The organism is Anoxybacillus kestanbolensis, assembly GCF_001996285.1.
GTDB lineage: Bacteria > Bacillota > Bacilli > Bacillales > Anoxybacillaceae > Anoxybacillus > Anoxybacillus kestanbolensis_A.
In genome coordinates this window covers 146,588-161,282 of sequence record NZ_MQAD01000005.1, presented here as the reverse complement: position 1 = coordinate 161,282, position 14,695 = coordinate 146,588, and the positions used below count along the sequence as shown (strand labels likewise).

General features: G+C 38.7%; 15 protein-coding genes and 1 pseudogene. 2 read left to right on the top strand and 14 right to left on the bottom strand.

The genetic code is table 11. From position 1 onward, the window contains the following. Positions 1 to 184: 184 nt before the first annotated feature. From BO219_RS03190 to BO219_RS03175, 4 genes are all read right to left on the bottom strand, one after another. A complete protein-coding gene (locus BO219_RS03190; RefSeq protein WP_226373751.1) occupies positions 185 to 571 on the bottom strand; it encodes a PilZ domain-containing protein in 387 nt (128 codons plus the stop codon). A 68-nt stretch (positions 572 to 639) separates the two neighbouring features. Next, positions 640 to 3,036, bottom strand: a complete 2,397-nt coding sequence (gene parC, locus BO219_RS03185; protein ID WP_077428371.1) for a DNA topoisomerase IV subunit A — start codon at positions 3,034 to 3,036, stop codon at positions 640 to 642. Between the two features lie 4 nt (positions 3,037 to 3,040). Next, entirely contained in the window at positions 3,041 to 5,014 is a 1,974-nt protein-coding gene (gene parE, locus BO219_RS03180) for a DNA topoisomerase IV subunit B (RefSeq protein WP_077428370.1), read from the bottom strand. Positions 5,015 to 5,136: 122 nt separating this feature from the next. Then, positions 5,137 to 5,541 (bottom strand): CoA-binding protein, encoded by a 405-nt coding sequence (locus BO219_RS03175; protein WP_077428369.1) that lies wholly within the window; start codon positions 5,539 to 5,541, stop codon positions 5,137 to 5,139. A 135-nt stretch (positions 5,542 to 5,676) separates the two neighbouring features. Here BO219_RS03175 and plsY point away from each other — a divergent pair, with 135 nt between their 5' ends. Together plsY and BO219_RS03165 are read left to right on the top strand one after the other, a co-directional pair. Continuing rightward, entirely contained in the window at positions 5,677 to 6,258 is a 582-nt protein-coding gene (gene plsY, locus BO219_RS03170) for a glycerol-3-phosphate 1-O-acyltransferase PlsY (protein WP_077428368.1), read from the top strand. Then, positions 6,258 to 7,622 carry an RsmF rRNA methyltransferase first C-terminal domain-containing protein gene (locus tag BO219_RS03165; protein WP_143271265.1) on the top strand — a complete coding sequence of 455 codons (1,365 nt, stop codon included), beginning with the start codon at positions 6,258 to 6,260 and terminating at the stop codon, positions 7,620 to 7,622. Before plsY ends, BO219_RS03165 begins: the two co-directional genes overlap by 1 nt. 30 nt (positions 7,623 to 7,652) lie before the next feature. Here BO219_RS03165 and BO219_RS03160 read toward each other — a convergent pair whose 3' ends face one another. The 10 genes and pseudogenes from BO219_RS03160 to tatC form a co-directional block, all read right to left on the bottom strand. Further along, positions 7,653 to 8,213: a YpmS family protein gene (locus BO219_RS03160; RefSeq protein WP_077428366.1), complete on the bottom strand. Its 561-nt coding sequence runs from the start codon at positions 8,211 to 8,213 to the stop codon at positions 7,653 to 7,655. A gap of 3 nt (positions 8,214 to 8,216) precedes the next feature. After that, on the bottom strand, positions 8,217 to 8,969 hold the full coding sequence (locus BO219_RS03155) for an SGNH/GDSL hydrolase family protein (protein WP_077428365.1): 753 nt from the start codon (positions 8,967 to 8,969) through the stop codon (positions 8,217 to 8,219). Positions 8,970 to 9,034: 65 nt separating this feature from the next. Next, a complete protein-coding gene (locus BO219_RS03150) occupies positions 9,035 to 9,607 on the bottom strand; it encodes an SCO family protein (protein ID WP_006318425.1) in 573 nt (190 codons plus the stop codon). A gap of 13 nt (positions 9,608 to 9,620) precedes the next feature. Then, positions 9,621 to 10,463 carry a DegV family protein gene (locus BO219_RS03145; RefSeq protein ID WP_077428364.1) on the bottom strand — a complete coding sequence of 281 codons (843 nt, stop codon included), beginning with the start codon at positions 10,461 to 10,463 and terminating at the stop codon, positions 9,621 to 9,623. A gap of 141 nt (positions 10,464 to 10,604) precedes the next feature. Further along, positions 10,605 to 10,856 carry a YpmP family protein gene (locus tag BO219_RS03140; protein ID WP_077428363.1) on the bottom strand — a complete coding sequence of 84 codons (252 nt, stop codon included), beginning with the start codon at positions 10,854 to 10,856 and terminating at the stop codon, positions 10,605 to 10,607. Between the two features lie 97 nt (positions 10,857 to 10,953). Then, on the bottom strand, positions 10,954 to 12,222 hold the full coding sequence (gene ilvA / locus BO219_RS03135) for a threonine ammonia-lyase IlvA (RefSeq protein ID WP_077428362.1): 1,269 nt from the start codon (positions 12,220 to 12,222) through the stop codon (positions 10,954 to 10,956). Between the two features lie 123 nt (positions 12,223 to 12,345). Beyond that, a complete protein-coding gene (locus tag BO219_RS03130; RefSeq protein ID WP_077428361.1) occupies positions 12,346 to 12,834 on the bottom strand; it encodes a dihydrofolate reductase in 489 nt (162 codons plus the stop codon). Between the two features lie 13 nt (positions 12,835 to 12,847). Beyond that, complete coding sequence (gene thyA / locus BO219_RS03125; protein WP_064221177.1) at positions 12,848 to 13,642, bottom strand: thymidylate synthase; 795 nt, start codon at positions 13,640 to 13,642, stop codon at positions 12,848 to 12,850. 94 nt (positions 13,643 to 13,736) lie between these two features. After that, positions 13,737 to 13,958, bottom strand: a pseudogene (locus BO219_RS03120) (AIR synthase-related protein); the annotation flags it as partial. Positions 13,959 to 13,974: 16 nt separating this feature from the next. Next, positions 13,975 to 14,694: a twin-arginine translocase subunit TatC gene (gene tatC, locus BO219_RS03115; RefSeq protein ID WP_052023519.1), complete on the bottom strand. Its 720-nt coding sequence runs from the start codon at positions 14,692 to 14,694 to the stop codon at positions 13,975 to 13,977. Position 14,695: the final 1 nt, after the last annotated feature.

Below are 14,695 nucleotides of genomic sequence, written 5' to 3'. Positions count from 1 at the left end.
CCTTAGTTGAAGCGTTTACATTACCTTTTGTAACTTGTATATACAAGTCAACTTGTCTGCCTCTATTTTAACTTGTATATACAAGTTAGTCAACCGCTTTCAAATAATTTTCAAAGAAAAAAGATGTCCCATATTGAAGTGTCCTCTGTCAGAGAGGAGACACTTCATACACGGACATCTTCTTCTACTTACTTCCTTTTTTCCACGCATACATCGCCGCGTGTCGTTTTATTTCACCAATTAATTGTATTTCCTCTTGTTTTGAAATCTCTAGGGAAAGGCCGTATTGAAATTCGTTTACATATGTTTTCTTCCAAATGACAATCCCACGCACGTTGATTGGTTGATCAACGATTGTAAATTGCAACTCCACTTCCAATTCACCTTTGGCGGAATCAATTGGCAAATTTAAGGCTGTTTCCATTCGAATGCCGCGTGGACTAATGTCGTGAATTTCAGCCGCTCCTTTATCCGTTTCTACTTCCCGTTCCCCAATACGTGTGATACGAAACGTACACGGAAGCGGTTGACCAAATTGATATCGAAAAGGTTCTTGACGTTTAAACCTCATCATAAATCCCCCACATACAAACTATACCTTCTTCAATATAATTGAAATCATAAATGAATGCAAGGGAATTATGACCATTTCACCCATGTATCTGTCACGTTACCTGTTTCGTCACAATCAATTACATATGTAACATTGCCATATCGATCACTTAGTCGTAATTCATCGACATGAACTTCTTCCGTTATTCCTTTCTCTGTTTTTAAAATAACCCAACCATGTGAAATGAAATGACAACTTACTAATCGATGTGGATTCGTTTTCACTTCTTTAACGAGAAGTTGTCCTCGTTTCGCCCGAGTAGATAGTTCGATCTCTGCTCGCGCAATTTTTTTTGCTGCCCCGCGTTTTGTTACAAGAATTATGTTTTCGTCTGTTGCCTGTTGACCAGAAACAACATAATCTCCATCTTTCAAATGAATACCTTTTACTCCTGCTGCTCGAACACCTACTTCTCCAATTTCTTCTTCTGAAAACAATAATCCGTATCCGTATTGTGTGACAAGAAATATATGTCCCATTCCGTTTGTTGGATATACGTTCACGACTTCATCATCTTCTTTTAATCGCATGGCAACAAGCGGCTTAGAATAACGTTGCGCTTTATAATGAACGAGATGAGTTTTTTTCACAAATCCTTGTTTTGTAATAAATAATAAATGCCCGTTTTTAAAATCTGCGATTGGAATGGCGCTAGTCAGTTGTTCGTCTCGATCAAGCGGAATTATATGAGAAATGTGTTGACCAAGATCTTTCCAGCGAATGTCTGGAAGTTCATAAACAGGACAATATAAATAGTTCCCTTTATTTGTGAATAACAATAACGTATGTGTTGTATTCATTTCAAACATCCCAAGTAACCTATCGCCCTCTTTCATTCCGATATCTTGTCCGTTAGAGGCGCTATAAGATCGAAGGCTCGTGCGTTTAATATATCCGTCTTTTGTAATAGTGACGATGACATCTTCCTCCGGAATCACAACGTTCATTTCGATTTTAATTTCTTTTATTTCTTCTTCAATGGTCGTTCTTCGTTCATCGGCATACGTTTTTTTCATTTTTCTTAATTCCGATTTAATGACAGATAATAGTTTTTTTTCACTTTCTAAAATCGATGTTAGTTGCTCAATTTTATCATGGAGCGCATTTGCTTCTTCACGTAAATCATAAATATCTGTATTCGTCAAACGATATAACTGCAATGTGACAATGGCTTCTGCCTGAGGTTCTGTAAACCCATATCGATCCATTAAATTCGTTTTGGCATCTTTTTTATCTTGAGAAGCGCGAATCGTTGCGATGATTTCATCTAAAATAGAAACAGCTTTCATTAATCCTTCTACAATATGAGCACGTTCTTTTGCTTTCCGTAATTCATAACGTGAACGATTCGCGACAACTTCTTTTTGATGCTCAATATATGCATCCAACATTTGCGGCAAATTTAATAATTTTGGACGGCGCTCATGAATAGCGACCATATTGAAGCTATACGTAATTTGTAAATCTGTATTTTTATATAAATAGTTTAGGATACCTTCTGCATTTCCATCTTTTCTCACTTCAATGACAATGCGTAATCCTGTACGATCTGTTTCATCGCGCACATCAATAATTCCGTCCAATTTTTTTTCTAGACGCAATTCATCAATTTTTTTAACTAAGTTCGCTTTATTCACTTCATAAGGAATTTCTGTAATCACAATGGCTTGTTTACCGCCTTTGCCTTGCTCAATCGTGGCTTTCCCACGAATAACGATTTTGCCTTTTCCTGTTTCGTAGGCTGTTTTAATGCCTTCTTTTCCTTGAATGATACCACCAGTTGGAAAATCTGGTCCTTTCAGTACCGTCATTAAATCATCAACCGTACAAGTCGGATGATCAATACGCATGATAACGGCATCAATTACTTCTCCTAAATGATGTGGTGGAATTTCTGTGGCATAACCTGCTGAAATGCCTGTGGAACCGTTGACGAGCAAATTCGGAAACATCGCTGGTAATACAACGGGTTCTTTACTCGTATCATCGAAGTTCGGTACAAACTCTACCGTTTCTTTTTCAATATCGCGCAACAATTCCGATGCGATAGCGGATAATCTTGCTTCTGTATAACGCATCGCTGCGGGTGGATCTCCATCAATACTCCCATTATTTCCATGCATTTCAATAAGTACATTTCTTACTTTCCATTCCTGACTCATGCGTACCATTGCTTCATATACAGAAGAATCACCGTGCGGGTGAAAATTACCGATGACATTTCCGACCGTTTTAGCCGATTTACGAAATGGCTTATCCGATGTGTTTCCGTCTACGTACATTGCATATAAAATGCGGCGTTGCACCGGCTTTAATCCATCGCGCACATCCGGCAAGGCGCGTTCTTGAATAATATATTTACTATATCGGCCGAATCGGTCTCCAAGCACATCTTCAAATGGTAAATCTAATACGCGTTCCATTCCCTTATTCCCCCTCAGCTGTCATCACATGATCGTTTTCTAAAATATTCATATCGTCCTCTAAACCGAATTGCACATTCGATTCAATCCATTTCCTTCTCGGTTCTACTTTATCGCCCATTAATGTTGTTACACGACGTTCTGCACGTGCTGCATCATCAATACGAACACGAATAAGCGTCCGTGTTTCAGGGTTCATTGTCGTCTCCCATAATTGATCGGCATTCATCTCACCGAGTCCTTTGTAACGTTGAATCGTATATCCTTTACCGATCTTTTTCAAAATCGACTGCAATTGTTCATCCGTCCATGCATATTCCACCACTTCCTTTTTGCCAACTTTTTTACTCACTTTATACAGCGGTGGAAGAGCGATAAACACTTTGCCCGCTTCAATAAGCGGTCGCATATAGCGATAAAAGAACGTTAACAACAATACTTGAATATGCGCACCGTCTGTATCCGCGTCAGTCATAATGATCACTTTGTCATAGTGAATATCATCGAGTGAAAAATCAGCCCCGACACCGCCGCCAATGGCATGAATGATTGTATTAATTTCTTCGTTTTTAAAAATATCGGTTAATTTCGCTTTTTCCGTGTTAATCACTTTTCCACGAAGAGGTAATACAGCTTGAAAGCGACGATCACGGCCTTGTTTCGCAGATCCACCAGCTGAATCCCCTTCAACTAAATACAACTCATTTTTTTGTGGATTTCGCGTTTGAGCAGGCGTTAACTTTCCGCTTAATACGTGCTCTTTTCCTTTTCGCTTTTTTCCCGACCTTGCTTCTTCCCGAGCTTTTCGTGCAGCCTCACGCGCTTGAAACGCGCGAATCGCTTTTTTAATTAACAGCGTTGCAATATCTGGGTTTTCGTTTAAAAAATACGTCAGTTTTTCACTAACGACCGCTTCAACAGCGGAACGAGCTTCAGGTGTTCCTAATTTCCCTTTCGTTTGCCCTTCAAATTGCAAAAGTGCTTCTGGAATGCGAACAGAAATGATGGCAGATAATCCTTCACGGATGTCTGTCCCTTCTAAGTTTTTATCTCTTTCTTTTAATAAACCTACTTTTCGTGCATATTCATTAAACACGCGAGTCATCGCTGTTTTAGCCCCGATTTCATGCGTCCCTCCATCTTTCGTTCGGACATGGTTTACAAACGAAAGCATGTTTTCTGCATATCCGTCATGAAATTGGAAAGCAAACTCGACTTCAATATCACTTTGCTCACCATTAAAAAATACAACAGGGTGAAGCACGTCTTTTTCCTCATTTAAATATTGCACAAACGCCTCAATGCCGTTTTCGTAATAAAATGTATCGCGCAAACCTGTTCGTTCATCGTATAATTCAATCTTTAACCCCTTTAATAAAAATGCAGATTCTCTCAACCGTTCACTAATCGTTTCGTAATGAAACGTCGTTGTGCTAAAAATCGTTGGATCTGGTTTGAAGTGAATTTTTGTCCCTGTTTGTTTTGTTACTCCAATTTTCTCAAGTGTAGTTACAGGTTTTCCACCGTGTTCAAACCGTTGATAATATATAAACCCATCACGATGAATGGTCACTTCTAACCACTCAGACAAAGCATTCACAACAGAAGCGCCAACACCGTGCAACCCACCGCTCGTTTTATAGCCACCTTGACCAAATTTTCCCCCAGCATGTAATACCGTCAAAATAACTTCTGGAGTAGGCTTTCCTAACTTATGCATGCCTGTAGGCATCCCACGTCCTTCATCTTGCACGCTAATGCTTTGGTCATTATGTATCGTTACAATAATACGCTTTCCATATCCAGCAAGCGCCTCGTCAACTGCATTGTCTACAATCTCATATACGAGATGATGCAAACCTCGACTATCTGTACTTCCAATATACATGCCTGGCCGTTTACGAACCGCCTCTAACCCTTCTAACACTTGAATGGTGTCTTCGTTATATGTAAGAAGCTGCTTATCTGTCACAATCATTCCCCTTTCATAACAAGAACATTTGTTTCTATTTTTTCGACTTTCTCTATTTTAACATACATTCGTAAAACGTCCAACGTCGTGAAGAAAAAGAACGACCATTACAAAAAGAATGGTCGTTTTTACCGTGTGAGCGCATGTTCTACTTTGATACAGCGATCCATCACAACCGTATACCCTTTTTCTGTTAAATCATGATATACGTCTTCATCATATACACCTAATTGCGCCCAAAACACGTCTGCATCCATTTGAACAAACTGTTCAGCGATTTCACGTAAATGTTCGGAGCGACGGAACACATTCACAATATCGACATGTCCTTCGATATCTGTTAACGCAGCAACGGCTGGAATGCCTTCCCACTCTTTAATAAGAGGGTTAACTGGAATAATGTCGTAGCCTGCCTCTTTCATCGCTTTTGCAACCATATAAGATGTACGCTCCGGACGATCTGACAATCCTACCACAGCAATTCGCTTCGCCTTGTTTAAAATTTGCTTAATTTGTTCACGACTTGGACCCATATCATCTACCTCCCATAATAAACTAGTATTTCTTCATGTAAAAAAATAATCCTGCCTTCATTTTTTAAAAAAGCATGTTACAATAAAAACATAACCTCCATAGAGGAAATATGAATGGAGTAGAGGGGGCATATGATGTCTGTTTTGCTTGTGATTCTCGGTTACTTACTTGGTTCAATTCCGTTCGCGTTGATCGTTGGAAAAGTAGGGTACGGAATTGACATACGTGAACACGGGAGCGGCAATTTAGGTGGAACAAATACATTTCGCGTGCTCGGTGGAAAAGCGGGATTAATTGTGACAATTGCCGACATTTTAAAAGGAACGTTAGCCGCCAGCTTACCTGTATTGTTTTCTGTAGATATTCACCCGCTTCTTATAGGGATGTTTGCTGTGTTTGGTCATACATATCCGGTGTTTGCACAATTTCGCGGTGGAAAAGCGGTTGCTACATCTGGTGGAGTGTTGTTATTTTATTCACCCGTTCTATTTATGACGATGTTAGCTGTCTTTTTTCTCATTCTATATATATCAAAATACGTTTCACTTTCATCCATGTTAACAGGCGTGTATGCGACCGCTTATGCATTTATATGGACCGATGATGTTCCTTTGCGCATTGTCGTCACATTATTAACACTTTTTGTGTTTTATCGTCACCGAGCGAACATAAAACGTATTTTAAACAAAACAGAACCGAAAGTGAAGTGGTTATAGTGGCTACATGTCATTTACCAAAACAATTTGTAACGAAAATGAATGCTTTGCTTCAAGATGAAGCGGAGCGTTTTTTTGCGACATACAATGAAGAAAAAGTCAACGGTTTACGGATCAATTCATTGAAAGTATCACCATCAACATTTTTACACATAAGCCCATGGGAACTTGAACCGATCCCTTTTTGTCCTACAGGATTTTATTATGACAACGCCCAACCCGGAAAACATCCGTATCATGCTGCCGGATTGTATTACATTCAAGAACCTAGCGCCATGTTTGTCGCTGAAGTGCTTGCCCCATCTCCAGGAGAACGAGTGCTCGACTTATGCGCAGCGCCGGGGGGGAAAACGACACAATTAGCAGCGATGATGAATAACGAAGGTTTTCTACTGGCAAACGAAATTCATCCAAAACGCGTCAAAGCTTTATCTGAAAATATTGAACGACTCGGAATTACAAATACTGTTGTGACAAATGAAACGCCTGAAAAATTATCGGAAACGTTTGAAGAGTTTTTTGATAAAATTTTAGTTGACGCTCCATGTTCAGGGGAAGGCATGTTTCGAAAAGACGAAGAAGCGATCCAATTTTGGAGTTTAGAACACGTTCAAAAATGTGCACAAACACAACGACACATTTTATCATGTGCTTATAAGATGTTAAGTGAAGGAGGCACACTCGTTTACTCGACATGCACTTTTTCTCCAGAAGAAAACGAGCAAATCATTGACTGGTTTTTAGCAACTTACGAGGATATGGAATTAATACCAATTGAAAAAAAACATGGTATTCAACCAGGTGTGTCACATTGGACAAACACACATCGTGGAAACATTGCACATACAGCAAGGCTCTGGCCGCATCATCTAAAAGGTGAAGGACATTTCGTTGCGAAAATGCGCAAACGAGGGAGCACAAAACATTGGAATGGAAAAACAGTTGCATGTAACGTCCCTAAAGTGATGTGGCGGGATTATGAAACGTTTATGAATCATACCATCCAAACACCAATAAAAGGAACGATGTATGCGTTTGGCACGCACTTATTTGCCCTCCCACATACCTGTCCTCGCTTAGATGGCTTAAAAGTTGTTCGTCCTGGTCTCCATATCGGAGAATGGAAAAAAAATCGCTTTGAACCAAACCACGCTTTAGCGATGGCATTAACAAAACAACAAGTACAAGCATATCTGTCTCTTACATTTGAAGAAAGCCTCCGATATATGAAAGGAGAAACATTACAAACGAATGGAGATCGCGGATGGGTATTAGTCACTATTGATGGATATCCGCTTGGTTGGGGCAAAGAAGTAAAAGGAGTTGTAAAAAACTTTTATCCTAAAGGATTGCGAATCAAATAGGATGTCCCTCAGTAATGAGAGACATCCTCATTATTTTGTTATAGTAACTGTAAAAGTGATATCATTTTTATTTAAATCGAACGTTTTCGCCTTCAACACGAGTCCTTCTTTTATACGAATGTTGCTTACAACAATATAAATGCGTTCATGTTTCGCATCGATTTTCACCCAATTTGGCAATGAAGCATGTTTATTGATATACGTTAATACATACGGTACAGGTAAACGGAGTTGCCCAAACGTCATCGTCGGATGAGCAAGTACAACATGACCATTCTCATCCACCTTTGGATTAAATGCCATCGTCAAATCAACAGGCTTTCCAAATATCGGGATAGCACTTGTTATATACAACCGATCAGCTAATTGAACATTGTAAGACAAACCACCTTTTTTTTCATGCTTCTGAATATAGTCGTTCACTAACGCATTTAGATGTTGTTTAGATGTTTGAACAGTAAATGTCGGTCCTTCCACGTTAACATTCGATATATATGGGGAAGGAGATGATTGAAACATATAAAAAAGTAATAACGCCATCACTAAACTATTTATTCCTAACAAACTAAAAAATAACACTTTCCACTTCACTATTTATTCCCCTATCCATTCTTCATGTTTTTGTAGATGTTCATACATACGTTGTGCGATTAGTTCATAGCCACGTGTGTTCGGATGAAATTGATCGTCATACAATATATCATCACGTTCTTCAAACAAATCGTCAATAGGTACAAATAGCGCACGATCATAACGCGAGATCACTTTCTTACTTCCTTCGTTCCACATGTGTATGATCTCCCCCATTTCTTGTATATTCGGAAAAGCCGAAGAAAACGGATTGTATAACCCGATAAGTACAATATAAGCATCTGGATTTATATAGCGAAGAAGTTGCAATTGCTCGTCAAGTCGGGAAGCAAACATCTGTTGTTCTTTAACAAACAATTCATACGTTAAGGATAAAAAATGTGACCGGACAACTTTCATGACATCGTTTCCGCCAATTGTAATCAAAATAACATCTGCTTTTCGAATGACCGATTCATTGTTCATGATGACATCAGTTAGTTGTTCACTACGCAACCCCCGTTTGCCAAAATTTTGAACAAACACCTTATTCACATCTTCACGTTGCTCTAAATATTGCTTAATGAATGTGACATAGCCACCTTTACCATCCCCTACCCCTTCCGTTAACGAATCGCCTAACGCTACAACATGTAAATCACGTGGCTTGATTTGTTCTTGTTCATTTTCTTGTATGGTCGTTGGGACAGTAGTTGTAGAGGTCGAGGAACATCCGACTAAACATACACAAAGAAATAGAAGAAGCAGTTTGTTCATATGGGATCCCCTCTCTATAAAAGAAAAGACAAAAATGACACGGTCATCATTTTTGTCTGTATATGTTATTCTTGTAACATGTCAATATGTTTTAAAATTTCTTCGTACGGTACATCGTTTAAGCCACTATAATACTTCACGATCGTTCCATTTTGGTCAACGAGATAAAAATCTGTACCGTGAATGACTTGATCCCCTTCTTGTGGCTTTTTTACAACGGCTTTAAAGTTTTTCTGCGCAAAGCGTTCAATGTCTTGTTGGGTGTAACCTGTAAGTAAGTGCCAATTACTTAAATCTCCTTGAAACTTTTCAACATACGTTTTTAACGCATCTGGTGTATCGTTTTCGGGATCTACACTAAATGAAACAAAGTGCACATCTAACCCTTTTTCCTTCGCCATTTTTTGTAATTTCGCCATATTTGCTGTCATCGGTGGACAAACGTCAGCACATCGTGTGAAAATAAAATCGGCTACCCACACTTTTCCTTTTAAATCAGCTAGACCAAACTGTTGACCATGTTGGTCAGTAAATGTGAAATCTTCGATCGGCCAATTTTTTGCATCTGGAATCGCTTGTTGGCAAGCGACAAGCGAGAACAACAGCACAGCAAACAGCCATAAACGTATACGCTTCACCTTTTATGTCCTCCTATTCCGTATAGTACATAAACCCTATCGCTCCTGGACCTGTATGTGTCGAAATGATTGGAGTTGTATACACAATGTCCGTCTGTGTCCATCCTGTCGTTTCCGCAATGGATTGCTTTAATCGTTCACTTAAATCAAGCGCATCTGCGTGAGCAATTCCGACTGCTCGAACTTTTTTTCCCTTCGTATGTTCAACAAATTGATTGGTTAAATATTTGACAATTTGGGACTGGCTCCGAACTTTTGTGACAGGCGTATATACCCCATCTTCTAATGAAGCGATCGGTTTGATGTTTAGTAACGAACCTATCATCGCTTTCCCTCGTCCGATGCGTCCACCTTTGACGAGATTTTCAAGCGTATCAACAACAACGAATAAATGTGTATTCGCACGAACTGTATCGAGATGGGAAACAATCTCTGATACTGTCTTTTCCTCAGAGGCCATTTTGGCCGCTTCTAATACTTGAAAGCTAAGTGCAAGAGAAATAAAGCGTGAGTCGACAACGGTGACGTTTGTCTTTGTCATCGCAGCTGCACTTTCGGCAGAGCGCACCGTTCCGCTCATTCCTCCTGTCATATGAATCGAGATAACATCGTATCCCGCTTCTCCAAGTTCATCATACACTTGTAAAAACTGTCCTGCAGACGGTTGAGAGCTTTTCGGAAGTTCATTTGCTTGTTTCATTTTTTCAATAAATTGTTGTGGAGTTAAGTCAATACCATCTAAATATGTTTCCCCATCAATAGAGATGGATAATGGAACGACACGAATGTCCCACGCTTCAATTATTTCTTTGGGTAAATCGACCGTAGAGTCTGTTACAATTTTTACTTTACTCATTTTTTCACTTCCTGTATTTCATTCTAAAATTTTCGTACGGTGAAATTATATAATAAAATTGCCCTGCATGTCGTCGTTTTCATAAAATTTTTTGTAAAAAAAGAGCTGATTTGCACATTAGCAAAACAGCTCCTTCGTCATTTATGCATTGTTTTTTAAAATTTCAGATTTAAATATTTGTTCGTATACCGGCCACTTCAACACACGTTTTAAATAATCTTTAAACGAATACACCTTCTTTGTTTTTTTGCTCGCATACACTTGTGCAATAAACGTTTGTAACCTTACTTTTACCATAAATTGATAAGGGTTATCGTCCTCCAATACCGGAATTTCGATAATTTTTACTTTTTGCCCATCTACGTTTTTAAACTCTAGGCTTTTGAATAACAAAATATCAATCCTCTTTTTTGACCGATTTACTTATATTATACACGATTTTCGTGTTGAAGTATGTCACATTTCGTCATCGATTTATAAAAAATTTTTGTCAAATGAGCAAATGGAATAAACTACTATCTTTATTCACTTCCATAAACGGAAAACCTTTTTTCTTCATTCGTTCAACAAGCGGACCATAATCTTCACGACATTTCAATTCAATACCAACAAGAGCTGGACCACTATCTTTATTATTCTTTTTCGTATATTCAAACAATGTAATGTCATCTGTTGGTCCCAGCACTTCATCAAGAAATTCACGTAAAGCGCCTGCACGTTGTGGAAAATTGACAATAAAATAATGCTGAAGTCCTTCATAAATCATAGAACGCTCTTTAATTTCTTGCATACGTCCAATATCGTTGTTTCCTCCACTGATAATGCAAACAACTGTTTTGCCACGAATATGTTCTTTATATAAATCAAGTGCAGCAACCGGCAACGCTCCAGCAGGCTCGACTACAATCGCATTTTCATTATAAAGCTGTAAAATCGTTGTACACACTTTTCCTTCAGGAACAACAACAATATCATCGACTATTTCTTTGGCTAACGTGAATGTTTTTTCCCCGACACGCTTTACCGCTGCTCCATCTACAAATGGGTCGATTCCATTTAAAGTAACGACTTCTTTTGCTTCAAACGATTTTTTCATCGAAGGAGCTCCTTCAGGTTCGATACCGATTAATTTTGTCGTTGGTGAAATGCTTTTTATATACGTACCGACACCAGAAATAAGCCCTCCCCCGCCAATACTTGCGAACACATAGTCGATCGGCTCTTCACAATCATTTAAAATTTCAACCCCGACCGTTCCCTGTCCAGCAATGACAGCCTCATCATCAAACGGATGGATAAACGTTCGTTGCTCTTTTTTGGCACAAACAATCGCCTGCTCATAAGAGTCATCAAATGTATCACCAACTAAAATGATATCAACAAATTCCCGACCAAAAAATTGTACTTGTGATACTTTTTGTCGTGGAGTAGTAGACGGCATATAAATTTTACCGTGTACGCCGAGTACTCGACACGAATAAGCAACGCCTTGGGCGTGATTTCCTGCACTTGCACAGACAACGCCGTTTTTCTTTTCTTCTTCACATAAACTTTTCATTCGATAATATGCCCCGCGAATTTTAAACGATCGAACGACTTGTAAATCTTCTCGTTTAAAGTATACGTGGCAATCATAACGTTCTGAAAGCAATTCATTTTTTTGTAAAGGAGTATGATACACGACATCTTTTAACGTTTGATAAGCAATTAAAATATCTTCTACATATACGCCATGTTTTCGTTTTACTTGTTGTTCCATCTTCTCGTTTCCTTTCCATTTATAAATTCGTTGTCACATTTATGTTATTCTAAAATATATCATATTTTCGGATAAAGAAAAGTAAATTTTCTAAAAATTATTTAAAAAGATAAAGCCCGCCGATTAGCGAGCTCGTTCATATATGCAAAATGTATGTGGATAGCGATTTTTTTCATCTTGCACACCCGGTTGGGCGATACAAAGCGTCCATTGTTTTTCATCGATTGGCGGGAAAAATGTATCGCCTGTAAACGTTGCGTCAATATGTGTAACATACAGGCGATCCGCTAGCGGCATCGCTTGCTCAAATACTTGTGCTCCTCCAATAACGAACGCATGGCCATATTGTTGCTCGATTTGTCGAATGTTATCTATCGAATGAATGACTTGCACATTCGCATCTGTTGAAAACATTTTGTCTCGTGTCAGTATGATATTGATTCTCCCAGGGAGTGGACGACCAATCGATGCAAACGTTTTTCGCCCCATAACAATCGGATGTCCGAAAGTGACGCGTTTAAAATAAGCTAAATCCGCCGGCAAATGCCAAGGTAACGTATTGTTATAACCAATCACCCGATTGCGATCCATCGCGACAATAATAGAGATCAACTAAATCACTTCCTTATACAGACACGTCCGCTTTAATATGCGGATGTGGATCATAATCAACAATTTCAAAATCTTCAAAACGATACTCAAAAATAGAAGCAGGCTTTCGTTTGATTATCAATTTCGGGAGCGGTCGCGGTTCTCTTGTTAATTGCAATTTTGCTTGTTCAATATGGTTCATATATAAATGGACATCACCGCCAGTAAAAATAAGTTCTTTCGGCTGCAGATCGCATTGTTGAGCAACCATATATGTAAGTAACGCGTAGCTTGCGATATTGAACGGAAGACCTAAAAACGTATCGACAGATCGCTGTTGCCACATGCATGATAATGTCCCATTTTCCACATAAAACTGAAAAGCATAATGACAAGGTGGCAACTTCATATGATCTAATTCTGCAACGTTCCACGCGCTCACTAAAAGACGGCGGGAGTTTGGATTTGTTTTTATTTGTTCAATCACTTCACTTATTTGATCAATCGTTCGTCCGTCTGCTCCTCTCCACGAACGCCATTGCGCTCCGTACACCGGTCCTAAATCTCCGTTTTCATCTGCCCATTCATCCCAAATCGTTACACCATTTTCTTTTAAATAGCGAATATTCGTATCTCCGCTCAAAAACCAAAGCAATTCATGAATAATGGAACGAATATGTAATTTTTTGGTTGTCAGTAAAGGAAATCCTTCTCGTAAATCAAAACGTAACTGACGTCCAAATACAGAAAGCGTTCCCGTCCCCGTACGGTCATCTTTATACACACCGTTTTGCAAAATATCTTCAAGTAATTGTAAATATTGCTTCATGATGCCCTCACCCTTTTTTTATTTACTGTCATTTATTATGACATAAAGCAAAAAAGTAGGAAAGACAAAAAAACCGTAGGATTTGCCCTACGGTTTAACAAATACGAGGTAACATAAGCCCTGTCAGTCGATATAACCGTCGTGTTGTACCAAGCGGTGTCCGTAATAACAACTGCCCTTTGTTTGTTGCTCGAACTGTTCCGATCACAGCTGCGTCTTTTCCTTCTAGTTGGGAACGAAGTACATCAAGAATGGTCTGTTCATCTTCTTTTGGTACGATCATGACTACTTTTCCTTCGTTAGCCAAATAATTAAAAAACAAAAAGCGCCTTCTACTCTGAAGACGCTTCTTGCTCTGGCTGCTTTTCTTTGCGTTTATACACAAATTTTGAAATAGATATACTCACTTCATATAATAGGAGTAACGGGATGGTTACTAAAAAGTCAGAAATAAAGTCTGGTGGGGTAATCGTTACCGCAATAATAACTAATACAAAATACGCGTATTTTCTTACTTTTTGTAATGCGTACGGATTAATTAAACCAACGCTTGTTAAAAACATAACGATGATCGGTAATTCAAACAATATAGCAAACGGAATCGTCATGTTTAAAATAAATCGAAAATACTTCTCTGTTGTAAACATCGTCGCGAACAAATCTTCGCCAAGACTCATTAAAAAGTGGAACACCATCGGCAAAACAACAAAGTAACCAAAACATAAACCGAGAACAAATAACAAAAATGTCGCTGGAATATACGATAACGTTACTTTTCGTTCTCTTGGAGTAAGAGCAGGCTTCACGAACATCCATAGTTGCCAAACAAATACAGGAATCGTCATTGTGATGGCAAATACCCCTGCTAACATAACATATACCCATAAAATATCTGTCGGACCTAAAATAGTTAACTTTACATCTAAATCAGCAATCAACCAGCGATATAAATCTTGAACAAAAATAAATCCTACAATAAAAAATAAAATAAGAGCCCCGACAACAATAAACACGCGTTTGCGTAATTCTTCTAAGTGTTCGACTAACGTCATC

Excerpts from the sequence above, each read along its gene's own strand:
- BO219_RS03190 (WP_226373751.1), bottom strand. The coding sequence starts at position 571 with ATGAGGTTTAAACGTCAAGAACCTTTTCGATATCAATTTGGTCAACCG.
- parE (WP_077428370.1), bottom strand. The coding sequence starts at position 5,014 with ATGATTGTGACAGATAAGCAGCTTCTTACATATAACGAAGACACCATT.
- thyA (WP_064221177.1), bottom strand. The coding sequence starts at position 13,642 with ATGAAGCAATATTTACAATTACTTGAAGATATTTTGCAAAACGGTGTG.
- tatC (WP_052023519.1), bottom strand. The coding sequence starts at position 14,694 with ATGACGTTAGTCGAACACTTAGAAGAATTACGCAAACGCGTGTTTATT.
- plsY (WP_077428368.1), top strand. The coding sequence starts at position 5,677 with ATGTCTGTTTTGCTTGTGATTCTCGGTTACTTACTTGGTTCAATTCCG.
- BO219_RS03145 (WP_077428364.1), bottom strand. The coding sequence starts at position 10,463 with ATGAGTAAAGTAAAAATTGTAACAGACTCTACGGTCGATTTACCCAAA.
- ilvA (WP_077428362.1), bottom strand. The coding sequence starts at position 12,222 with ATGGAACAACAAGTAAAACGAAAACATGGCGTATATGTAGAAGATATT.
- BO219_RS03155 (WP_077428365.1), bottom strand. The coding sequence starts at position 8,969 with ATGAACAAACTGCTTCTTCTATTTCTTTGTGTATGTTTAGTCGGATGT.
- parC (WP_077428371.1), bottom strand. The coding sequence starts at position 3,036 with ATGGAACGCGTATTAGATTTACCATTTGAAGATGTGCTTGGAGACCGA.
- BO219_RS03175 (WP_077428369.1), bottom strand. The coding sequence starts at position 5,541 with ATGGGTCCAAGTCGTGAACAAATTAAGCAAATTTTAAACAAGGCGAAG.